The organism is Aliikangiella sp. G2MR2-5 (assembly GCF_015687155.1).
In the GTDB taxonomy this organism is placed as follows: domain Bacteria; phylum Pseudomonadota; class Gammaproteobacteria; order Enterobacterales; family Kangiellaceae; genus Aliikangiella.
In genome coordinates this window covers 1,678,895-1,701,856 of the sequence record NZ_JADPQF010000001.1, presented here as the reverse complement: position 1 = coordinate 1,701,856, position 22,962 = coordinate 1,678,895, and the positions used below count along the sequence as shown (strand labels likewise).

Here is a 22,962-nt window from a genome sequence, read left to right as displayed (position 1 = left end):
TCAAGGCACTTTGAACAGTTTATTCATTTAGAACCCGTATTTCGCAGTAAAAATCAAGCGGTCCATTTTTCCTTCCTGTCCGTTTTCGAGCTCTCTGGTCGCATCCAGATAACCGACACCAATGGTCATTTTCGCAGTCGGACTATACAATAGGTTGAGCTGATAGCTGTTAACTGATTCGGTAACGCTGGTACCGGTGAGTTGAGTGTCGTTGTCAACGCTTGTCCCTGAAACAATTAAGTTGCTGCGCCATTGAGAGTTCCATTTATGCTGATAGGCGATCGCATAAAGGTTTGAATCGATCGCGTTTAGCTCACCTGTCGCATTTAGGACGGCACCATTGCTGGTATTGAGTGCTACATATCGTCCAAGGCCCGAGCCACTGGCATAATTAAATTTTATGTTATCGCCGTTACTGAAAGCATATTTACCGGTGAGACTGAAGCCGGCTGCAGATTCTGACTCATCGCTTGAACCGTTATTATAAGCAAGGCTACGTAGCAGTGCTGCTGCGCTAATATGTCCCCAGTCGGCTTTGTAGTTATAGCGAAGAACAAAATCCGGGGTGCTGTTATCATCCGTAACGATTCGACCACCACCGCCGAAAGGCGTTATCGTTGTTTCCGGATTTTCTAGCGAAAACTGCCACGCCCCTGAGGTATAGCGAACCTGTGGTTGACGGTCGAAAACAATTCCATCCGGTGCGGCAAGAAAGTCTACCGATTCTGGAAGTGCCCCGACATCCTGAAAGGTCGACCAGGTTTGACCGAAAAGCCAATTATCGTAGGTAAAAAATGCATGTCTTAATCGCGGGTTATAGGAATTGCTTACCCGCTCGTTACCGCCGGGGGGGAGCAGGAAATCCATTTCCAGATAGGTTTTAACGGTTTTGCCATTATCAAGCAAATGGGTTGACTTAAAGTTGATTCGAGTTTCCTTGGCGGAGAAATCGAAATCACCGGCTTCTCCTTCACCGCCAACAGGTATTGCTCCGGGAATATAAAAATCTCTTAAACCACTATTGGCATCCAGATCACCGTCGCTGTAATCGCTGAGCGTGGCCGTTGCCTTAATAAAACCGCCAAACTGGTAAGTGTGCTTGCTATCCTTTGCTGTTGAGTTTTGAGTTTGCTTATTCTTTTGTTCTTGCTGTGCAATTCGTAAAGCTTTGATTTGCGCTTCCAGCTGATTGATGCGTTCATCGACGCTTTCTTCGGCCTGAACTGGTGAAGTAGTCATTAGTAGCGGAATGATAGCCAGGGAAACGGCTAAAATTTTTGCAGTTTTGCTAATGGTTGTTGTCGCGTGCCTGTATGTTTTTGTTGCTGTTTTCATAGGTCCCTCACCAATTAATCAAGCGGTTATTTCTGGTTTTACTTTTATCTCAGGGTTACTTTTAAATTTTTATTGGATATGGCGCTTAGTTTGCGGCGAAATTTTCTGGAGTGTTATTAGCCATTAGTCTAATTGTTGGCCTCATACCGTGGAGAAATGATCCGGTATTTCATCGCCGGAGATCTCACTGCTGTTATCAAAGCGCGAAAACTGGCGGCTTGTTCGGAAGTTTGAGTAACAGGTAACAACAATAGAGCGCTCAATAATCTTTGGTTTTATTAGACTAATGTCTAATGGTTCCGACATAGTTTTGAGGCTTCATATTTCATAGAATCAGATGATTCAATAAAAATCACAAAATTCAGCCGAGTAGGAAGGTTTTATGTCAAAGGTTTATCCAGTCAATGCGGTGTTTAAGGAAAAGGCGTATCTCAATGAGTCGCAGTACAGAGAGATGTATCAGCACTCAATCGAAGACAATGAGGGATTCTGGCGCGAGCAGGGGAGTCGGCTCGACTGGATAAAGCCTTTTACACAGGTAAAAGACGTTTCTTACGATAAAGATGATCTGCATATCCGTTGGTATCAGGACGGAACTTTGAATGTTGCCGCCAATTGTATTGATCGCCATCTGAAAGACAAAGCGGATCAAGTTGCTATTATTTGGGAAGGTGATGACCCCGGGGTTTCAAAAAACATCACTTATCGGGAGCTCTATGAGGAGGTATGTCGATTTGCCAATGTACTCAAGAGGCGAGGCATTGGTAAAGGAGACAGAGTGACCCTCTATATGCCAATGATTCCTGAGGCGGCGTATGCAATGTTAGCCTGCGCCAGAATCGGCGCAATTCACTCAGTCGTTTTCGGCGGCTTTAGTGCTGAAGCGCTTGCCGGTCGAATTGTTGATTGTCAAAGTAAGCTGATTATCACTGCAGATTTTAGCCGTCGTGGCGGTAAGAAGATCCCGCTCAAGCAGAATGTCGATGCAGCGACTGAATTGGCAGGAGTAAGAGATTATCTGGAGTCTGTGCTGGTTGTCCGGAATACCGGCGATGAAGTTGCATGGAATAATGAGCTCGACTACTGGTATCACACAGAAGCTCAGAATGAATCCACCGATTGCATTGCCGAAGAAATGAGTGCTGAAGATCCGTTGTTTATTCTTTATACATCGGGTTCTACCGGTAAACCAAAAGGTGTGTTGCATACTGGTGGAGGCTATCTGGTATACGCCTCGCTAACGTACCAGTATGTGTTTGACTATCATCCTGGTGATATATTCTGGTGCACCGCCGACGTAGGCTGGATTACCGGTCATAGCTACATTGTCTACGGCCCGCTGGCTAATGGCGCCACCACATTGATGTTTGAAGGTGTTCCAAACTATCCTGATTGCAGCCGATTCTGGCAGGTATGTGACAAACACAAGGTGAATACCTGTTATACGGCGCCGACAGCAATCCGCGCACTGATGCGCGAAGGCGATGAACTGGTTAAATCCACTTCCAGAAAATCGCTAACCTTGCTGGGCAGTGTCGGTGAACCAATCAACCCTGAAGCCTGGCAATGGTATTTTGACGTGGTTGGTGAAGAGAGGTGTCCAATTGTTGATACCTGGTGGCAAACTGAAACAGGGGGGATTTTAATTTCACCGCTGCCCGGGGCAACACCACTAAAATCCGGGTCGGCCACTCGACCTTTGTTTGGTATTCAACCAGCGCTGGTGGATGGTGAAGGTAATGAACTGGAGGGCGCAGTGGATGGAAATCTGGTGATTAACGACAGCTGGCCTGGGCAGATGAGAACCGTTTACGGTGATCATCAACGATTTATAGAGACTTACTTTAGTACTTTTAAAGGTCGCTACTTTACCGGAGACGGTGCGCGTCGGGATGACGATGGTTACTACTGGATAACGGGAAGAGTCGATGATGTTCTTAATATCTCGGGTCATCGCATGGGTACCGCAGAAATTGAAAGTGCCATGGTTGCCCATCATGATGTTGCCGAAGCCGCAGTGGTTGGTTTTCCGCATGATATTAAAGGGCAGGGCATTTATGTGTTTGTTACGGTTAATGCCGGAGTTAATGCAACTGACGAGCTGGAAAAAGAATTAGTCCAATGGGTAAGAAAAGAGATTGGTCCGGTAGCGACACCGGATCATATTCAGTTTGCCCCGGGTTTGCCTAAAACGCGTTCAGGTAAAATCATGCGCCGGATTTTACGTAAAATCGCCGAAAATGAATTTGGAAATCTAGGGGATATTTCTACCCTGGCTGAACCGGCAGTGGTTGATGATTTAATTGAAAACCGTAAGAATCGGTGATATTAATCTAGCTATAAAGCCATGCTTTTCAGATTGAAAAACTTTCAATAAAGCATAAAAAGCTTAAAAGAAGCAAAGAAAGCACTGAGAAAGCACAGAGAAAGAAAATATGTCTGGCTTGTCTTTGAACAGGAGAATGTCATTAATAATATTTCGATCAACAAGATCATAATTGCCGATGATCATCCATTATTCAGAAGTGCTCTGGTACAGGCCTTAAAAACGAATATGCCGGATGCAAGCTTTTATGAAGCGGAGAGCATTTCGCAGTTGGAAGAGATCTTGTCGGATGATAATGCTGATGCGGATCTTTTGTTGATGGATTTACACATGCCGGGAGCTAATGGTTTTGCCGGACTTTCTCATGTCACTCGGCGTTATACTCAGCTTCCGGTTGTGATGATTTCAGCCAATGAAGACTTATCCATTGCCGCAAAAGCGCGGCAATATGGAGCTTTAGGATTTATTCCTAAATCTTCCTCCATTCCAATGATGCAGCAGAGTATTGAATCGGTGTTAATAGGGGATACCTGTTTTCCGATTGGGGTTGAATCAGTTGAGTTGCAAAAAGACAATGAGCTGGAAAACTATATCGGTAAAGTTTCTGAACTGACGCCGAAACAGCTAGAGGTTTTTAATCTTCTGGCTGACGGATTACTTAATAAACAAATTGCTTATGAGCAGGATGTTACCGAAGCCACGGTAAAAGCGCATGTTACCGCTATTATGCGCAAGCTCGGGGTGAATAATAGGACTCAAGTGGTTTTAATTGCTAATAAAGTGAATCTTGATGAGAGTTTTGGTGAGGTTGGGAGCTAAAATTAATTCTTATATGAATTAACCCTAACATTAATGCATCTAAAGTTTATCCAATGGACTTAGCGTACCTGAAGGATTTCGATTGAGTACATGCGTATAGATCTGTGTTGTGCGCACATCATTATGCCCGAGTAATTCTTGGACTGTTCTGATGTTATCTACAGGGAAGTAGTGTATGCAGCTTTTGCAGGAGCAAAAAGCTGTCGGAACCGGATTCTAGTAAGTGTGTAGCAAAAGAATGTCGGAAAACATGCGCGGTGACTTTCTTATTTATTTCTGCTTTCTCAATCGCTTTCTTAACATGCTTTGCAAAAACTGTTGGATGAGCGTGGTGTCTTCGTACAATAAATGTTCTAGGATCGGTGCTAATGCGTAAGCTCGGAAATATCCATTGCCAAGCGAGAGACTTCCCTGCATTGGGTTCCTTTCTTTCGAGGGCGTAAGGTACTTCTACTCCATTAACATTTTCTCGGCGATCTTTTAAATGAAGCTGTTTGACGAATGCTAGTTGCTTTAACAGTTCTTCTTTACACGACTGCGGTAATGGCAGTGGTCTATCTTTGTTCCCTTTGCCTCTTTTTACAATGATCTGATTTCGTTCAAAGTCAATATCCTTAACTCTCAGCCGGTGAACTTCACTTTTTCTTAAACCAGTGCCATAAATAATTTGAGCCATTAATTTCGGTAAGCCATACATATTACTAAGTAAACGTTTGACTTCATTCGTCGAAAGTACAACTGGCAGATTCTTATGATATTTTGCTCTCACCGCATTGACTGTGTTTTCGCCCAAAGGGGAGTGGAGAACTTGTTTATAGAGAAAAACCAAGGCGCAAAGTGCTTGATTTTGAGTCGCAGGAGATACCTTCAAGTCTACAGCAAGATGGGTGAGGAAAAGTGTAACCTCTTCAGCTCCCATATCCTTTGGATGGCGAAGGTTGTAGTAATGAATGAATCGTTTGATCCACTGCGCGTACGAACGCTCAGTTTGGTAAGAGTAATGTAATGCTCTAATCTTACTTCTGACCTGCCACATTAATTTGGGTTTTCTATTTTCCATTTTGACGCTCCTTGTCTTAATAAAAAATATACTACCTGTACAAGTGGTTTTTGGTCAAGCGATAATGTTCTTACCACGCTTCATTATCTAACTATGTAATTGATTTTAGTAAATATTCTGTTTTTGAGATGTGTTTTTATCGTCAGTAAATCACGATAATAACGAGACTTTACTTTAACTTTCATACCTAACTTGTCGCTACGAGAGAAAAAGCTCTTTTACTTACAAAAATATTTCCGTATTATCGTGATTTACTGAAGATAATAAGCTGTTAATGCTATGGAACCCAACAAAGTCCAGTTTGCCCTATACTTTTTAATTGCTACGCTCATGGTGATTTTTTTGTCCGCGGGAGCGATGAACATGGTTAAGCAGGATGAAACTATTAAAGAATATTCTGGAGTCTATGTTCGTGAATTCGAAAGCCACTTATTCTATGAGTGCAAGAACACTGAGTATTGGTGGGTAAGCTCAGGACATTCGACTGACGTAGATTTGTGAGTTAAGTATAACTCAGTAAAAGATCATGATTCTAAGTATGTATATTTACGGATTCGGGCTGAGCTAAGTGAGCCAGGAGAGTTCGGACACTTTGGAATGAGCAATAGAGAAATATTTGTCCATGAAATTCTGGAGCTGAGACCTGAAATACCAGAGGTTTGCATGGATATTGAGTATGAGCATTAACAAGACAATGAAAATTGAAGCAAGAAAAACGCTCAATTTATTTGGGCGTTAAGTGTAAAAAACATATGGACCAATATAAGATATGGGATGTCGCATCATACGCTTGGACAGAGAAAAAATAAAAAGACACCCTAAAATCCAGATTCTAAGCTTCTCAAACGAGAGCGAGACTCTCGCGAACTAAAAAAGCAGGAGTTGAGGATTTAGAGCTCTTGTTTTTGATGACTAGCTTCAGTTTAGCTTTTTAGACAAAGGTTTTTTTCCAAGTATCAGATATTTAGAAATACCTTCAGAAAAAACTGCAGGAATGGTGAAAAATTGCACCTAAGATTGATACAGCAATTTGGCTTGACCTATACCTTTGACCCATCGCTTCTTTATAGTTTGAGCTTTTTCTCTCAGCTTATCTATCGAGCCCATCATCGTCGGGTTACTGTTGCAAAGCCGTTGGATTTGGTCAAGCCAATGACCTTGTTGCAAGTTAAGTCGCTGAATGATTGAAGAGATATGAGGTGGTATCGATGCTTTATTTGGATGAACAATAGCCCGTCCTGTCCAGTCGACTAATGCCAGATAATCATTCAAATTAAATGAGTAAAGTGAATTATCACTTGACTGATTAACAGGTGTTAATGGCTCGCCCAATTTAATTGGTGCAGATTGGAGTTTATCGATCCGTTTTTTAATCGATGTATGAAATGCGTTTTCGAGTGTTTGTGTGATACCGGCTCGAATTGGATTTAAATCAACGTACGCCATACAAGCTAATACCGCTGTTTCATCCAATAGCGGGATCGATTGATAGCGAGATTCCCAAAAGCGTCCCTTAACACAATCTTCTAAGTTACTTCGTTTAGCCAAAGGCTCATTCAATCGAGACATAAACCAAGACAACTGGCCGAGCCTTTTACGATATTTAGCTAATTTGGTTTTATCCGCCAAGATTGCCTGCTTCTTCATTTCTCTCAGCTTGGCATGTTCCGGTTTATCGAGTCTACCAGGGTAAGCCAGCAACCAGCGTTCGGCTATCTCAGTATCAGACCAAGTCAAAGGCGCTTTGGGATCAATTTTTAAGACGAGATGATAGTGATTATCCAGCACTGCATAGGCATAAAGTGACACCGCGAAAATATCCGCTAGTTCAAACATGCGTTTTTCGAGCCAAGCTTTTCGATGGTTGCAGTTCCGACCTGAAACCGGGTCATCACCACACAGATAAGCGCGGCGCACGCAACGGGAAATACAGTGATAAAAGCCAGCCGATTCATTATCAACCAGATACTTTCGAGGTATGGCCATTGATTCTCATCCTTGAGAAGAAAGTCCTGAGTTGATTCTACTGAAGCCAATAAATAAGCCAATCAGTTAAATCCAAACCTGTTGTAGGAAATTATGGATTGATGTTGTAGGATATTGGATTAAATCAGGGTGTCTGAAAATATTTATCGGCGCCAGAGCAAAATCATCTAAAAGTCATAACAACGTCAGGTATTTGGAATCCAGATTGGTTAAGGTGACCGCGTATTTAATCCAACTTAAGTGGCGTCAATTAATTCGTTGATTTCAAAATAAGGAAAAACCATGAAATCTATTTACCCTTCATTGTCTCTATTACTGACCCTGTTGATGATTGGTTGCACAACTCATAATCATGATGGCTCTCCAGCGCTCGAAAGCTCCCATACAATTGCTGTTAGTGGTGCGGGAGCAAAAATTTATTTAACTGATAGAGAAGGTCAATCAAGTATCCAAGTTTCAAATGTGATAGGTGATTACGTAACTTGGTCACCAGACGGAAAAAAACTTGCTGTTCGACAATATCATGATGATGGAAAGACTTGGTCTATTCATACAATGAATAGTGATGGTACGAATTGGAAACGATTAACCCATGCCAAAAATAAATTGGATAGTGTTCCTGCATGGTCTCCAGATGGAAAAAAAATTGCTTTTGCAAGAGAGTATCAGGATTCGGAAGGCGTTTGGCAGGCTGAAATTTGGATGATGAACTCCGATGGTAGCGAACAGACTCAAATAGAATCGCTAAAAGGGAGTAACCCTCATTTTACGCCAGATGGGAGAATCGTCTATTCTTCGGAATACAAAGATAAAAAAAGTGAGATAAGCATAGCTGATATTGATGGTAATAACATTATTCACTTAACAGATACTGAAGCTGAAGAATGGCACCCTGAGGTTTCTCCTGATGGCAAGCACATCGCTTTTATGTCCAAACAAGATGGAAATTTTGAAATCTATGTAATGGATATCGATGGTTCTAATCGAAAACAATTAACATTTGGTGATATTGATAATTGGCAACCATCCTGGTCTCCTGACAGTTCCGAAATATTATTTTCACACCACGCGGATACAGGGTGGGATATCTATATTATGAATAAAGATGGCTCTTCCCCTAGGAAACTTATTTCTGGCAGAGATGCGATGTTTAAGCGATAGCCAGATCCAAATAGTGAACATATAACAATCGCAGCCAGTAAAATCAGACATATATGTCTAAAAATATATGTCCACATTAGATAACGTCAATAAGCGGCGTGACTGAGTTTAAGCGCTAACTACCTCGAGGGAAACTATGCATTTATTAAATACCTTTTTATATGGAGAGCCAGGAGATTGGTGCAGAGAAAAGGTTTTTGAGTTGATTAGAGATTATTTTTCCAAAAATGCTGATGTTAAGTTCGCAGAAGAAATAGTTCCAATTGGAAATTTACCACCAAAGCTTAGGGTGAGTTTTGGAGACTACTTTTTTAAGGTGAGCGTTATTGAAAACGAAACAATTAATGAGAGTATCCGATATATAAAAGATGTGACGGGGGAAAAATTAGAGTCTCAAAAACAGTTGTTATGCGAAGTGCGTACTACATTTGCCAATGATAAAAATTCTGACTATGACTATATTGCAATCAATATGTATCAATTTTTAGAAGATTTACCATTTTCACTTGTCTACGACGATAATCATAAAAAAATTCTATACAAAAGTATTTAACAAAAAATAACCCAGCACAGGCTAGACGCTGACGCACACTTTAGATGCTGTGTTAGAAGTCAGAGCGTTGCAAAATCAGCAAACATTGCTCCTGGCCAGAATAAGTCTCACCATTGAGGCGAAAAGTATCCAAATAAAAATCTCGTTAATAGCGGTCATGAAAATAAATGGTTCTCTCATCTGAACAATTATTTTGAGTTTATCTCGACACGAATTAAGCATTAACATGCTATTCCAATTTGTCTCTGATGGGGCTTTGACTTTCTAGATGAAGCTGTCGAAACACTATGCGCTAAGTGGTCCAATGTAGCTCAAAAGAACCTGGCTCTAAGAATTCAACACAACAAATAACTCTCCGACTTTTCCTGCAAACATAGAGAGTAATCGAAAAAATAGTGGCGCCAATAACTGCTGGTCTGACTTTACTTGCAAGTAAAAAATATTTGCTATACTGGATACTATTTGCTTTTTATTCCACACTGTTTTTTTTTCAATATAACTACCAATCATATTCTTCTAATTATCTCAAGCTGAGTGTTGCTCGAGTCAAGTCTATGGCGTATAAGTCTTACAGGGTTACGATAAATTTCCCCAACAGTTAGCATGCAGAAAATATTGTTATCAGGTTTTAAAGCTAAAAGTATGCTCGATGTTAATCATGCAGAAAAGCTAAAGCTGAAAGCTGACATTCCTTATAAGTTTCTGGTGATTCAGAATGGAAATCTAAGATTGGTAAAGTAAGAGTAAAAGCGACAGAGTAGAAAACACAAAGAAGAATGACAATTTCATTACCTCAAGTTCCCGGGTTAGGTTAGTAGCAATATTTTGAAAAACAGCATGTTTAAATTTGTGCGCAGTTAATCAAACTTGCTTACCCCAACTACTTGAATAAAAAACGAAAGGAATAATAATGAAAAAGACGGAGAAGTCTAGTTCTGCTTACGATCGAGTCAAGCAAATCCTCAATGATATTCAAGGTGATCGCGTACCAGACTACCAGGGTTACAAAGCATTTTGGCTTGCGATAGAAACATTTGAAACGGTAGAGCTATATGGGCAAAGGATGATCAGTCCTCCCATTAGCGGCGATAACACTGACAATAACTTACCCAAAAAGAAAAGCTGTTGTGGTGGCTCTAGTGGCGAAGAGCCGAATGAAGGCGAGGACCGCTCAGCTATTGCTGAAGACGATGCAGTGCAGGCGGTCAATACCGAGCCAAGTGGACATGCCGATCCCGATTGTTGGCCTTCCGGCGGTAGCACTGGAGGCGGTGCTGGTGGAGGTGAAAAGCGAAGTGATCGTTCGGGGATAATTAAAGGACTCAAAGGTGAATATCCTTTTGATGGTTCTATTTTTCCGCCATTGCTCTGGGATGCAAAACGTCGAGCTACAGCCTCCGAGATTCAGTTTATTGCTCAATGGATAGATGACGGTTGCCCAACTGAATCAGAGTCGATTAATACGGAGTCAGAGAAAAGTCTTTCGGCGAAAAATATTAGCGTAGAGCGAAATGAATTAGTGGCTTTAGCTTGTGGAGAAAAAGCCCATAAAGTTTCTAACAAGTGTAGTAATGTTAATCGCAAAGCTAACAAAGGCCTCAATGTTCGAAAAGAAGTTAGCACTCTAACAGATACTGAAGTTCAACGACTACGTAACGCGCTGTCCTGTATGTATCAGTACAACGACCATTGGATGGATGAAAGAAGCTTTGACTATTGGGCAAGAATACACACCAATTCCTGCCAACATGGTTGGGAACAGTTCTTGCCCTGGCATCGATTGTATCTGTACTTTTTCGAACAGACATTACAGGACTACGATGAGTACATTACTTTGCCTTATTGGTCCTGGGCTGACTACGCCGATGCGAATACTCGTACTTTCAATACCAACAAACTTGACCAGGGTGTGATTCCTGAAGCTTATCGTTGTTGGCTAACACAAAAAGCATACAATCGACTTGAGGCTTCAAATTTATTTTCTGAAAAAGAGCTGGCTGGGTTGCAAGCCCTGGCGAAAAGTGGCGCGACTTTTAACTCAGGACTTAGATTTCTAAAGGCTGCGTGCATTCCTTATCAACTGATAAAAAATCCTGATACCGGCAAAGCAGCCTGGAGCGATAAAACACGGTTGATTTACAACGAGCTTCGTCTGATCAATCCGCTGTGGTTTCCTAACCGTTGGCCCGGAGCGATGGTTTCCCCGATGCACTATCCGACTAAAGCCAATATTAATCAGCTGCTTTCAATCAAGAACTGGAGTGATTTTGCCGGCGGCCCTGAGAATGACCACCATTTTGGAAAATTGGAAGAAGTGCATAACGGCATGCACAATTTTTCTGGTGGTCAAAATCCGCATTATCCACCCCCCAAGTCACTCAAAATTCTCGACCCTGATATTCAGAATACTGAAAATCCTCCCTATGGCTGGATGACTGATAATCGTATAACAGCGTACGATCCGATTTTCTGGGCACATCATTCGAACGTTGATCGGATATGGGCTCGTTGGCAGGAACTTCATCCCGATGTGAAGCCTGAAGACATGGACGGCGTTTTACCCCCCTGGTCGCTAAGTATTAAAGATACACTCAGTGTCAAAAAGCTTGGTTATGAATACATGCGTGATAGCTATCACTATGAAGCCAGTTCATCTGTTTCTTTTAGCAAATTCAATTCAGAAAAAGCGGGTGTCAAAGGTGATGTTCTGGACACTTACCGAAAGGCGGATATTCGCCTTCATCGAGTTCAGCTAGGCAACATGTTTAATACCACAATTCGAATGTTTCTCAACGCCCCTGATGCCAGCGCAGATACGCCGATTGTCGATAACGAACATTTTGTCGGTGAAATCACCACTTTTCACGGCACCTGTTATGGCGGACCGGGTCATTGTAATTTGCCTCTTGATAAAACACGACAGTTCGATCGACGAAGTCTGCATCATCATGAGCCTCGCAATTATCGTGTCGACGCCAGCGATGCTGTTCGCCGTATGCTGGCTAAAGGAGAAGAAGATATCAGCGTCCATTTAGTTGCAGTCGGATTAGATGGTAAACCCATCGATAATGCTTTGTTTTTCGACGGCGTATCATTGAACTTTATGGATTAGGGAGCAGCAAGATGAAGGAAAATTTATTCAAAATACACCCGGCGATCGGCATTGCGCGCCTGGGAAATAGTGAAGATTTCTATCTGTCACCCGAGCAACCCGGAGCACTCCCGATTGAATGTGACTCTGACGGGGTCGAAATAAGAGAAAAAGGAAAGCCTAAGAGAATTCAATCTTTCAAAGATGAAAGTGATTTGTCAAAAGTTAAACGACAAGCCGCTCGGTTTCGAATTTTCGTTTATGAAAATGAAAGTGATCTTGTTGGAAAAGAAATTAAAATTGGTGGTGTTTACAATATGCAGCTGGTCGCCAATGCTGCAACCGTTGTGCAAACCGTTAAAGGCACTGTGACAGATATTCAATGGACAGTCCACGTGGCCAATAAAAAGGCCTCATGGTATGACTTTACGGAAAACTCTGGAATGCACGGGTACGCTTCTGATCATCCTTTACGTAATCCTGAAGTCACTGAGCCTGCGCTTCGTCGACAGCTAATCATTGATCCGGGTCCGCAGACAGTATCATCCAAGAATTCCTGCGCAAAATTTAGCAAAGGACAGAATCCCGGTTACCCGCAAACATTTCCGCCGGTTAACATTTCTCCCAATCCGATTGATACTCTGGGCGAATTAAAGACCAATGTTCAGGACGATCATCCACGTTTGATTTTCCTCGGCGGTAACGGCAACTCTGGTTCAAGCAAAACTCCGGTAATCACCAGTTTTGTCAATAACGATGGCTGGTTTGATGATATATCTGATGGTCCGGTGACCGCTTCGATTATTTATAACTACACTCAAGAGTCTTACGACAAAAAAGGCAAAAAGGTTAAGACTGTAAAAAGCGGCAGCATGGATGTACAAATCCCTGCCTGGGTTGTAGTGGGTTATCCCCGATATGTCCCCCAAATGATGGACATGATTACCCTTGATGAAGCAATGTTTGATCTTTTTGTACGCAACAAGGCATATCAACCTCAGCTATTTGGGGTTCCGCCATTTGAGCCGGAAAATAATCAACCAAAATCAGAACAAGAACTGGATCTATGGCTTAATGAAGCGCATTTTAATCCCGGCTTTTACCCTCAGTTCTATCGCGATATCTGGCCAATTTTAACGCGGCCCGACTGCTATCGTTATACCTATGACTTCGACTATTTTGGCGGAGCTGATCCTCATAACCGGGGAACCGGCGGTAATCTTGATATGAACGCGCTATCAAAGCCTCCGTCCCATGGTGATGATCCTAACTTTGAACATCGTCAGTTTATTTATAACATCATGCGCAAGAGTGGTCAGGAGAATCTGTTTACCGCTGAAGGTGCAGCCAGCAAGTCCAACCCCAACTATAAACCCCGACTAATGCCGATGCTCTGTGGAAATAATCCAATAACGAATATATCCCCGGACAAATTTCTTGCGATGACGCCAACACAATTATTTTTTCTTAAACAGTGGGCTGATGGGAAATTTGTGAATGAATGTCAGGAATGGGGGGAGGGAAGTAATAACTGTAATGATCCCTGGGCTAATCCGCCAGTTACTGGTGAAGCCATTGATCGAGGTGTTCTTAGCAACATGCTAGGTGGAGCCTTTTGTCCTGGTGGGGAACTTAGCTGGATTATGATGAATCCGGCAGTCTATAGCGAACCTTACCGGGTGAAGCACGCTGTTTACCAAGCGGGTTTGCTAAGTTTACCCGCACCAATTGCCAATCTTGACGGAAGTCCTGCTCCCGATTTGGCTAAAGGAATGGAGCCGGGAGATTTAACTAAATATATTGGCATTCCATGGCAGGCCGACTTTCATGAGTGTACCTATCAAAATATCGACATTACTTACGATAACTGGAACAACATTGAGCTTGATTCAACCGGTGACCCAGCGAAGCAAAAAATTGCATACAACATTCCCTGGTGGCCAGCGCATCGACCAATTGTCGTTTATGACAAATCGATGAGTTCTCAGGTTTATTGGGCTTCTGGTATTCCACCGAATTTATCGGGTGACCTACAAATGGTTGAAGCCTGGAAAGACCTTGGATTTTTGGCTTCCAGCGGAACAGGTATTACTCGTTCATTCTATCAGGTTGAGCGAAATAACTCTGCACTGGGAGAGCCGGTGAAACCGGGCGATAGGCAATTGGGTCAAGTAACGGGAGTGCAGTCTTCTGTAGGCAAAAAGCGAGATCGAAATGACAGATAAAATAGTAACAGGTGAAATTCCACAGATTTTACTTGGACAGTGGACCTATCGCAGCTTTGTCAGCGATACCGATGTTAACGCAGAATTTAATTCACTTGAGTTTGGTCGCGGTACGATAGAGATTGACAATGGCCCGATGCAATTGTTAACCGGCAGAATCTTTGGACCTGGTTGGGAACTCGATTTAAAGGGATCAATTGGTTACGGCGATCCCTTCGCTTTGCGATTTCAGGGAGCAGGGATTGTCGGCGGGGCGCAGTGGATTTATGACTATAGCGGTTATCTGGTTCCACAATGGCCCAATGGTATTGCTCAGGTTCCTGCCTTAGTAGGCTCGATTGTTCGAGCAATTCCGCATCCAACTGGACCGAATGGAAAATCTACAGCGCCCGCGGGAATAGTTGCACAGTGGATTGCGGTGAAAAGTGAATCCTAGAAAATCAGTCCACTACGACCTGGTCATACTCGGTGCAGGCGTCGCTGCTTGCGCCGCCGCGATAGCTATCAAAAACCTCAATCCTGAAATTAAGATAGCGCTATTCGAACGGCGCCAGCTTAATGCCCAACAAAAATATTCGCTATTAATCAAGCAACGTATTGGTGAAACTTTACCGGGACATGTGGTTGTTCCATTGAAGCGACTGGGACTTTGGCAAAACTTTGTTCAATGTGGATTTATGGCTGCACATGGTACTTCTGCCTGTTGGGGGGATGAGCATTCGTTTAGTAATGAGTTTATCGCTTCGCCGTATGGCAACGGTTGGCATCTGGATAGACAAAAATTTGATAGCTGGTTACTTCGAGAAGCGTGTGAACGCGGTATCGAATTAAAGTCCGGATGGACATTACAGAAAACTCAAAGACTGTCCGTGAAATCCCAAATTGAAAAATGGCAACTAACATTTAGGCGCGAAAAGCAAGAGGACTTAACTGTCAGTAGTGCATTTGTCATCGACGCGACGGGACGTAATGCTAATTTTGCACGAAAGCAGGAAGCAATCATTCAAAAGACGGATCAGCTGGTGGCGATTTATCGTTTCTATTCGATTTCTCCGTTTATTAGTCAACGGCCTTCCTGTTCAGAGAGAAAAGGTGCAAATCAGTCAAACCTATTTCGAGAAACGGATTCTTTGGTAGAGAGTCATGCTTTGGGCTGGTGGTATAGCGCGCTGCTTCCCAATCGCCAATGTGTGGTTTCTCTTATGACAGACGCTGACCTGGTCAAGCAAAGTCAGTTAAAAGATGAAAACCAATGGCAACGTTTGCTGGATGCATCTGCTGCGACTAAAAAACGAGTTAGTCGATTTACCACCTTTGCCGAAGCATTCAGTTCCAGTAGAGAATGTGAAGTAAAAACAGTGCCCGAACAAAGTCAGTTGATGTTGATAGCTGCGCACAGTCAATGTCTGGATAAGCCAGCGGGAAAAGGGTGGTTGGCTGTTGGTGATGCGGCGTCAACTTATGATCCATTATCTTCACTCGGGATTTTTAAGGCGCTCAGACATGGATTATTGGCTTCTTTTGCCCATGCTGACTACCTGTCAGAAAAAGATTTATCTTTGTCAAAATACCAGCAGGTGATAACAGCCGAATACCAGGATTATTGCAGCAAAAAAAGCGACTACTACGCACAAGAAAAAAGGTATCAGGATTCACTTTTTTGGCAACGTCGTCATGATAGTCAACTACAGCAGGCCAGTTAAATGATACGCGAATCCAGTTTGTGTAACTGGATTAAAATAAATTGAATTGAATTGAATCAAACTAAATTAAAGAGAAATAAAAGGACACTTGCAACATGGAATCTTTAGACAAGAAAAGTGAATCGATAATTGTAGGCTTTCCGTTGTATCCAGGGTGTACGCTATTGGACTTTGCAGGAGCCAGTCAGGTGTTTGGTATGGCGGAGGGGTTCAAGGTCGTCTGGCTAGCAGAAACATGTGGAAGTGTAATGACCACCGAAGGCGTTGAGGTACACGCAAGTTGTAATTTTGAAGATACTCAAACATTAGATGTTCTTTTTATGCCTGGGGGAGGAGGTCCGGGAGTTAGCGAAATGATGCTTAACCAGGCAATGCTTGATTTTGTGAATCGTATTGCAGCAAACCCTCAAACATCTTGGGTTGGTTCAGTTTGTACCGGAGCATTTATTCTGGCTGCGGCAAATCTTTTCAAGGGGGCAAAAGTCACGACATACTGGAGCCAGCTAGATAATCTTGCTTTGTTTCCAGAACTGAGTGTCGAACGAGATGCTTATCCAAGGTCGGTATTCGACGAAAAATTAAAACGTTTTAGCGGCGGCGGTGTTTCTTCCTCTATCGATCTGGCATTGGGGTTGGTTGAAAGAATTAAGGGACGAAAACTTGCCGAAGAAACCCAACTCAAAATTCAATACGCACCCAATCCGCCTGTTAGCACTGGTGACCCACATCAGGCAAAAGACTCTGGATGTTCGAATATTATTCAACCCATTCTGGAGCAACAACAGGCTTTTATTCAAACTATTCGAGAAACGGTAGAGTGTATTTTGTCGGCGCGCTCTTAAATCAGAATCACAAAAGTGGCAACTCAAAGGTAGCTTCTTATGCAAACTAAAAAAATGAGTGTTAGTGTTATAGCCTTGGTATTTTTGATTTTTACATTTCCTGCTTTAGCCGAATTGATAGCAGCAAATACTTATCAGGGCGCAACTGATCGAACGATTCATGTTGATATGGTGGTGTTAAATCAAACTATCAAAAATAATCGCCTCGGTGCTGAAATCAGTAATGGACAGATTTATGCGCTAGCGCGAGATGTTACTCACATGAAGTTGCCGCGGGCTGGTGGTGAAGACCTGGAAGTTGTTAAAGTTAAAAATATGAAACCAGGTCAGGTCAGGTTGAAGTCTTACAAAAGACCAAGACCCATTACGATTAGGGCTAATGTGGGTGATCGTTTAGAAATTCGATTAACAAACCTGTTAACGCCGAGTAAACAATCTCAACAAAATAATCTTGATAGTGCCGGCGTGCAAATTATGGGACTGGACTGGGGAAAAGACCGTAAAGGAAATGCTGCGGATAATAGTAAGCGAATTAAGCCAGGTGAGTCGCACACCTACCATTATATCGCTAATGCCGAAGGCGTTTTTATGCTTTATTCTCCTAACGGTAATAGTTTTACTACGAGTCAACTCGACTATGGGCTATTCGGTGCAGTTAATGTTCAGCCTCAGGAAGCGGAATGGTATCGTTCTCAAGTTACCGAAGCCGATCTAAGGCTTGCAACTTATCGCACTTCCCGACAATTTTTAGAAAAGTACTGGGGAACAAACGACAAATCCATTTGTGAAAAATCATTTGATCACAAAGTGACAGGTTTACCTCGCGCGGTACGTTTGCAGAGAAAATTAACCTACAAGAATTCCAAACTCGTTTGCCCGGATGGTAGTGAATCAACTATCTGGGAAATGAAAGTGGCAACGCTGAAACATAATGAAACGACGAAGATTTCTGAAGTTGTCATTGACCGAGACGGGCTCATTAAAACCCAGGCCGGGCAACCAGTCGTCAATTATCAGGCGATATACCCTGATAAACATGCCAGAGCGGGACTTCCCATTTTGAACATGCTGGCGAAGGACAAACGGAAAAATCGTTATCATCTGGTTCATAGTGATTTGACTGCAATTATAACCGGTCCTCAAGCTGGTAGATTTCCATATTACCTGAACAGTCCTACATTTACTGAAAATCCAGCAACGCCTGATCGCAGACAGCCATATCGAGAGTTCACCATTAATTACCACATATCGCCTAACACAACTCAGGCTTTTGACTCATTTACCAGTGGTCCGTTGGCAAGTACTTTAGCTGCAGGTAAGGATGCTTTTGCAGTGAACTATGGTATTGCCGGGATCGCGCCTGAAATTTACGCTAATCGTATTAAAGTGGGTCCGATGGGGATCAACGGGGATGAAGTTGATTTATTGTTTGAAGAATTTTTTCTGAGTGCCTGGGCTGTAGGTGATCCGGCAATGATCGTCGATGTACCGGCCAATATTCAAGGGAGAGCCAAAAAGTCTCTTTATCCGGACGATCCATCTAATGTTTACCACAGTTATATGCGTGATCATGTCAAGTTTCGAGTTATCAATGCTGGTTCGGTTGCGCCGCACATTCATCATCAGCATGCTCATCAATGGTTACATACGCCAAATAGTGACAATGGGCACTATCTGGATAGTCAAATGATTAATCCGGGTTCAACCTACACGCTTGAAATGACTTATAACGGTAGTGGTAATCGAAACCAAACTGTCGGCGATTCGATTTTTCATTGCCACATCTATCCGCATTTTGCACAGGGAATGTGGGGTATGTGGCGAGTCCATGATGTATTCGAAGAAGGTACCAAACTCGATCAAAAAGGTTTTCCAGCGAAAGGTTCACGAGCATTGCCTGACGGAGAGATCAAGCTGGGTACACCCATTCCCGCACTCGTGCCAATGCCAACAATTGCAATGGCTCCTATGCCGGCAAAAATAAAGTTAGCGGAAGACGGTAGAAGGGTGATTGTTGAACAGTCTGGAACCGATACGAACGGAATGCCAATTTATGAGAATCCGGGATTTCCATTTTTTATTCCGGGTCTTGCTGGTCATAGAGCGCCGCACCCGCCCATGGATTTTGCCTGGAAGGAAGATCGCAACCTGGAGCCTAAACGTTTAACGGCAAAAGAAGCTGCAGCCAATCCTTTTAGAAAAACTGGCGATATTGATTATCTTGATGGCGGATTACCTCGACATCTGGTACTTGGTGGCAAAGTCGAAAGTGAGTTTCATACCCGTTGGGACTTTACTAAAAAGCTCAACGCAATGAGCGCACTGGAATTGCCGGAAGAGGGCACTGCGGTGGAACAGGCTGCAATGAAAGCACATGCAACACGTACACATGCATCTTTCTTACCTGATGGACTGCCGGGTAATTTTATTTTAAATGGACTGCCGCCAGCGCCAGGAGCGCCTTATGCTGCGCCAGAAGTTAATGATGATGGCAATTCAACCTTTGACAAACGTCGTTATAAGGCGGCAGTTATTCAGACTGATGTCGTCTTCAACAAAGAGGGGTGGCACTATCCACAACAACGATTCATTACTCTTCTGGATGACGTTAAAGAAACCGTCAAAGGAACCAAAGCGCCCGAACCATTCTTTTTCAGAGCTAATACCGGAGAAACCATAGAGTTCTGGCATACCAATCTGGTACCTAATTATTATGAGCTTGATGATTTTCAAGTGAGGACTCCGACCGATATATTAGGTCAGCATATTCATCTGGTTAAATTTGATGTGACCTCTTCAGATGGTGCGGGAAACGGTTTTAATTATGAAGACGGAACCTTCAGTCCGGATGAAGTTCAGGAACGGATTGAAAACATCAATAAAACAGGTGGACTTTATCATTTCGATCCCAAAACTCAGTTCAAAAGTAATCAGCAGTCGCAACTAACCCTGTCGAACTATGTAGACGATTATGGCAAAAGTTTAGGAAAGCCGCCGGCGGGTCAAAACTGGAATGGTGCACAGACGACTATCCAACGATTTGATACCGATCCGCTCCTCAATAATCAAGGAGAAGACAGAACACTGAGAACCGTATTTACCCATGATCATTATGGGCCTTCAACTCATCAGCAAGCAGGATTATACGGTGCGCTTCTAGTTGAACCTGCCGGTTCGAAATGGTTTGATTCAGTAACAGGCAAGCCCATGCCAAGTGTTGAGCGTACTGATGGTGGGCCAACCAGTTGGCAGGCGATGATTGAAACTGAAGATTCAGAAGAAAGCTATAGAGAATTTGCGTTAGCTATGGGAGATTTGCAACTCGCCTATACTGCAGACAGTATTCAACATAAAAAATCGATCAAGGATCAGGTGCTATTTACTTCATCAAATGGTGATACAGGTAATGCTAATCAGAACCTGACTCGCGCTAAAAATAAAGGAGTCGATAAAAATAGCGCTAACGAACCGAGGAAAGCTGAAAATATCAACACTATTTGTCCAGACGTTGCAAAAACATCGAATTACCAGACTGCACTAGACCAAAAAATAATTCCTTTTGGCCTGTGTCGCGAATTTTATCAAAACGGGATTGTTCTTGGCGATCATTCTGTTGTTACAGTCGTTGAGCCGGGCAAGCACTGGCTCATCGAAAGAAATTCTCACGATATCTTTAAACTCGATCTGATTAACAGCAAGAATATTGATATAAAAATTGAAACGATGCAGCCTGGGTGGGCAGATACCCGCAACGCAATTTATCCGCCGACTACGGCTTTTCCTGCCGAAGGTCCTGCCAAAAAATATGAACCATTCCCAACGGTTATTTCGGATCCCGGTGGTGGTGGAAATATTGGTACCTGGGTGACCAACTACCGTAATGAGCCGTTGGACCTTCGGATTCAGAAAAGTCCGGATAATAAAGTTTCAAAAGGCATAGATGCGGAAAAAGCGATTGATCCTGCTTTTGCCTTTAGCTCGATAAAACGACTGAACAAAAAACTGAACGAGCAGCCAGATCTATATGATAAGCCGCTTGTTCCTCTGGGTAAGGATGGCGTTAGAAAAACAGATCCTTACACGCCCATGCTGAGAGCATACGCAAATGACAAAGTTGAAATTCGTACTATTGTTGGCGCGGTTGATTCTGTTCACTCTATGCGAGTACAAGGCGTAAACTGGGACGCAGAGCCTTCGTATTCCGATTCAGGAAAGCGAGATACGCAGGGAATGGGGATCTCTGAACACTTCGAGTTACTATTTCAGCTACCTCCTGCCGGAAAAGAAAAGCAGGTCGACTACCTTTATTCTCCTTCTACTTCAAATATGGGCCTGGCGAAAGGGGCGTGGGGAATAATGAGAAGTTATAGTGAACCGGTGAAAGGACTTAAAGCTTTACCTAATAATAAGCCCGGAAAGATTGTAATTGATAATCTTTACCAGCTGCCTCAAAAATCTGACCTTGCTATTCGACATTTTAAAATAGAACAAAACGTCAACGCTCGCGGGACCTGCGCGCAGTATACGATTCCTGGCACTCAGCAAACTGATTGCGAAGTGCAGTGCAATGTTTTACAGGGAAGTTTACAAATTTGTGGAGAGAATCCGGCTAAGACTTGTGATAATAGAAATGGTTGTAGCAATGTCGCATTGAATTTCGATCAAATGTCGAACTGTGCGGCAAAAAATTCGATTGGATTTCCTGCGCAAGCGGCAAAAGCCAATCAGAATCCAGAGTGCTCTTTGACTATGACAAACAACCCTTTGATTCTTCGAGTAGCGGCAGGCGACTGGGTTAAAGTTTCGCTAACAAATAATTTGACCCGTCAACAGACTCAAGGTTTTGTTACTCAATGGGGCTTGTTTCAAGGGACTCAGGGATTCGGAGGAAATGGTCAGGGAAGTTACACTTCTATAGATACTGTCAAACCCTACAGTATGTCGTCACAAGCAGGAATCAACCCGCAATTAATTGCCTATGATGGGGCGACGAGTGCTGGTTTTAATATTGGTTCGAATCAGACCAGTTCTGTGGCTGCTGGTGAGACTAAGGATTTTATCTGGTACGCGGGTAATATAGCGGTGGACAAAAGTGGCAACAAAATTTATACGCCGGTTGAATTTGGCGGGGTCAATCTGATTCCTTCTGATCCTTTACTTCAGCAATCCTGGGGCTTATACGGCGTATTGGTTGTAGAACCTGAAGGTGCGACCTGGGATAGTTCTGAACAGCACAAATTTGCCGCACAAATTAAAGATGGCAAAGGAAACCTCCTGTTCAGTGAAGTTATTGTATTGGGCAACCAGTCTTCCGATCTGGATGCGATTGCAGGAAAAGAAGTGCGTCTAAGAGTGCTTAATCCAAATAGCGCTCCGCCTGGTACAGTTAATAACAACACCAACCTCATTACTATTGAAGGTCATGGCTGGCCGGAGGAACCCTATCGTTCAGATTCTACCGTCATCGCCAATAATCCAGTTTCGCAGTGGATGGGAACACAGCAAGTGACGCCGATCGAAACATACAACATGCTATTGCCTTCAGCGGGAGGTGAAGAGGGACTGCAGGGAGATTACGCCTTTTACTATTATCCTAAAGGACCTTATTCAACAAACGTGCTCGGCACTTTGAAGGTTCGAAAGGAAAAAAAATAAAAACTTACAGATCTGGTTTTTAAAAGATAGTAATGAAGGCAATGAAAATCCTTTGTGAGTTTTTTGCCATGGTAACGCTCTCCAAATAGCTACCATGGCGAGCGTTAATCTGATGTTGGAAAAATGTAACCAAGTTTCTATAGCTGTCATGTATTAGAACAAAAAGGGACCAGAACGAAAATGATAAAATCGATACTAGCTCAAAG

Annotated in this window: 16 protein-coding genes; 12 read left to right on the top strand and 4 right to left on the bottom strand. The window is 43.0% G+C overall.

Annotation, left to right across the window (positions count from 1 at the left end; all coding sequences use genetic code 11):
• Positions 1–27: 27 nt before the first annotated feature.
• Positions 28–1,335: a DcaP family trimeric outer membrane transporter gene (locus tag IYN84_RS06950; RefSeq protein ID WP_196138421.1), complete on the bottom strand. Its 1,308-nt coding sequence runs from the start codon at positions 1,333–1,335 to the stop codon at positions 28–30.
• Positions 1,336–1,717: 382 nt separating this feature from the next.
• On the opposite strand from IYN84_RS06950, the gene acs reads away from it, so the two are divergent.
• Entirely contained in the window at positions 1,718–3,661 is a 1,944-nt protein-coding gene (acs, locus tag IYN84_RS06945; protein ID WP_196138420.1) for an acetate--CoA ligase, read from the top strand.
• A gap of 150 nt (positions 3,662–3,811) precedes the next feature.
• Entirely contained in the window at positions 3,812–4,480 is a 669-nt protein-coding gene (locus tag IYN84_RS06940) for a response regulator (protein ID WP_371734821.1), read from the top strand.
• Positions 4,481–4,519: 39 nt separating this feature from the next.
• On the opposite strand, the gene IYN84_RS21425 is transcribed toward IYN84_RS06940, so the two are convergent.
• Together IYN84_RS21425 and IYN84_RS06935 are read right to left on the bottom strand one after the other, a co-directional pair.
• Positions 4,520–4,633, bottom strand: a complete 114-nt coding sequence (locus IYN84_RS21425) for a hypothetical protein (RefSeq protein WP_371734820.1) — start codon at positions 4,631–4,633, stop codon at positions 4,520–4,522.
• 1 nt (position 4,634) lies between these two features.
• A complete protein-coding gene (locus tag IYN84_RS06935) occupies positions 4,635–5,540 on the bottom strand; it encodes an integron integrase (RefSeq protein ID WP_256435571.1) in 906 nt (301 codons plus the stop codon).
• Between the two features lie 279 nt (positions 5,541–5,819).
• Between IYN84_RS06935 and IYN84_RS06930 the strand changes: the two genes are divergently transcribed.
• Positions 5,820–6,041, top strand: a complete 222-nt coding sequence (locus tag IYN84_RS06930) for a hypothetical protein (RefSeq protein ID WP_196138419.1) — start codon at positions 5,820–5,822, stop codon at positions 6,039–6,041.
• Between the two features lie 510 nt (positions 6,042–6,551).
• On the opposite strand, the gene IYN84_RS06925 is transcribed toward IYN84_RS06930, so the two are convergent.
• Complete coding sequence (locus IYN84_RS06925; protein WP_196138418.1) at positions 6,552–7,526, bottom strand: transposase; 975 nt, start codon at positions 7,524–7,526, stop codon at positions 6,552–6,554.
• 282 nt (positions 7,527–7,808) lie between these two features.
• Here IYN84_RS06925 and IYN84_RS06920 point away from each other — a divergent pair, with 282 nt between their 5' ends.
• The 9 genes from IYN84_RS06920 (at position 7,809) to IYN84_RS06880 (ending at position 22,756) form a co-directional block, all read left to right on the top strand.
• Positions 7,809–8,687 (top strand): DUF5050 domain-containing protein, encoded by an 879-nt coding sequence (locus tag IYN84_RS06920; RefSeq protein WP_196138417.1) that lies wholly within the window; start codon positions 7,809–7,811, stop codon positions 8,685–8,687.
• A 136-nt stretch (positions 8,688–8,823) separates the two neighbouring features.
• Entirely contained in the window at positions 8,824–9,240 is a 417-nt protein-coding gene (locus tag IYN84_RS06915) for a hypothetical protein (RefSeq protein WP_196138416.1), read from the top strand.
• 603 nt (positions 9,241–9,843) lie between these two features.
• Positions 9,844–9,981, top strand: coding sequence for a hypothetical protein (locus tag IYN84_RS06910; protein WP_196138415.1), 138 nt, complete (start codon positions 9,844–9,846; stop codon positions 9,979–9,981).
• A 169-nt stretch (positions 9,982–10,150) separates the two neighbouring features.
• A complete protein-coding gene (locus IYN84_RS06905) occupies positions 10,151–12,352 on the top strand; it encodes a tyrosinase family protein (RefSeq protein ID WP_196138414.1) in 2,202 nt (733 codons plus the stop codon).
• Between the two features lie 11 nt (positions 12,353–12,363).
• The gene (locus IYN84_RS06900; protein WP_196138413.1) at positions 12,364–14,556 is read left to right on the top strand and encodes a LodA/GoxA family CTQ-dependent oxidase; all 2,193 of its coding nucleotides are present in this window, start codon (positions 12,364–12,366) and stop codon (positions 14,554–14,556) included.
• Entirely contained in the window at positions 14,546–14,992 is a 447-nt protein-coding gene (locus IYN84_RS06895; protein ID WP_196138412.1) for a hypothetical protein, read from the top strand. The genes IYN84_RS06900 and IYN84_RS06895 overlap by 11 nt, the downstream gene beginning before the upstream one ends.
• The gene (locus tag IYN84_RS06890) at positions 14,982–16,259 is read left to right on the top strand and encodes a tryptophan 7-halogenase (protein WP_196138411.1); all 1,278 of its coding nucleotides are present in this window, start codon (positions 14,982–14,984) and stop codon (positions 16,257–16,259) included. Before IYN84_RS06895 ends, IYN84_RS06890 begins: the two co-directional genes overlap by 11 nt.
• Before the next feature lie 95 nt (positions 16,260–16,354).
• Positions 16,355–17,101 carry a DJ-1/PfpI family protein gene (locus IYN84_RS06885; protein WP_196138410.1) on the top strand — a complete coding sequence of 249 codons (747 nt, stop codon included), beginning with the start codon at positions 16,355–16,357 and terminating at the stop codon, positions 17,099–17,101.
• Between the two features lie 39 nt (positions 17,102–17,140).
• Positions 17,141–22,756 (top strand): hypothetical protein, encoded by a 5,616-nt coding sequence (locus IYN84_RS06880; RefSeq protein WP_196138409.1) that lies wholly within the window; start codon positions 17,141–17,143, stop codon positions 22,754–22,756.
• Positions 22,757–22,962: the final 206 nt, after the last annotated feature.

What these genes read in the sequence shown, in the direction of transcription:
- IYN84_RS06950 (WP_196138421.1), bottom strand. Translation starts at nt 1,335, where the DNA reads ATGAAAACAGCAACAAAAACATACAGGCACGCGACAACAACCATTAGC.
- acs (WP_196138420.1), top strand. Translation starts at nt 1,718, where the DNA reads ATGTCAAAGGTTTATCCAGTCAATGCGGTGTTTAAGGAAAAGGCGTAT.
- IYN84_RS06935 (WP_256435571.1), bottom strand. Translation starts at nt 5,540, where the DNA reads ATGGAAAATAGAAAACCCAAATTAATGTGGCAGGTCAGAAGTAAGATT.
- IYN84_RS06930 (WP_196138419.1), top strand. Translation starts at nt 5,820, where the DNA reads ATGGAACCCAACAAAGTCCAGTTTGCCCTATACTTTTTAATTGCTACG.
- IYN84_RS06925 (WP_196138418.1), bottom strand. Translation starts at nt 7,526, where the DNA reads ATGGCCATACCTCGAAAGTATCTGGTTGATAATGAATCGGCTGGCTTT.
- IYN84_RS06920 (WP_196138417.1), top strand. Translation starts at nt 7,809, where the DNA reads ATGAAATCTATTTACCCTTCATTGTCTCTATTACTGACCCTGTTGATG.
- IYN84_RS06915 (WP_196138416.1), top strand. Translation starts at nt 8,824, where the DNA reads ATGCATTTATTAAATACCTTTTTATATGGAGAGCCAGGAGATTGGTGC.
- IYN84_RS06910 (WP_196138415.1), top strand. Translation starts at nt 9,844, where the DNA reads ATGCAGAAAATATTGTTATCAGGTTTTAAAGCTAAAAGTATGCTCGAT.
- IYN84_RS06905 (WP_196138414.1), top strand. Translation starts at nt 10,151, where the DNA reads ATGAAAAAGACGGAGAAGTCTAGTTCTGCTTACGATCGAGTCAAGCAA.
- IYN84_RS06900 (WP_196138413.1), top strand. Translation starts at nt 12,364, where the DNA reads ATGAAGGAAAATTTATTCAAAATACACCCGGCGATCGGCATTGCGCGC.
- IYN84_RS06895 (WP_196138412.1), top strand. Translation starts at nt 14,546, where the DNA reads ATGACAGATAAAATAGTAACAGGTGAAATTCCACAGATTTTACTTGGA.
- IYN84_RS06885 (WP_196138410.1), top strand. Translation starts at nt 16,355, where the DNA reads ATGGAATCTTTAGACAAGAAAAGTGAATCGATAATTGTAGGCTTTCCG.
- IYN84_RS06880 (WP_196138409.1), top strand. Translation starts at nt 17,141, where the DNA reads ATGCAAACTAAAAAAATGAGTGTTAGTGTTATAGCCTTGGTATTTTTG.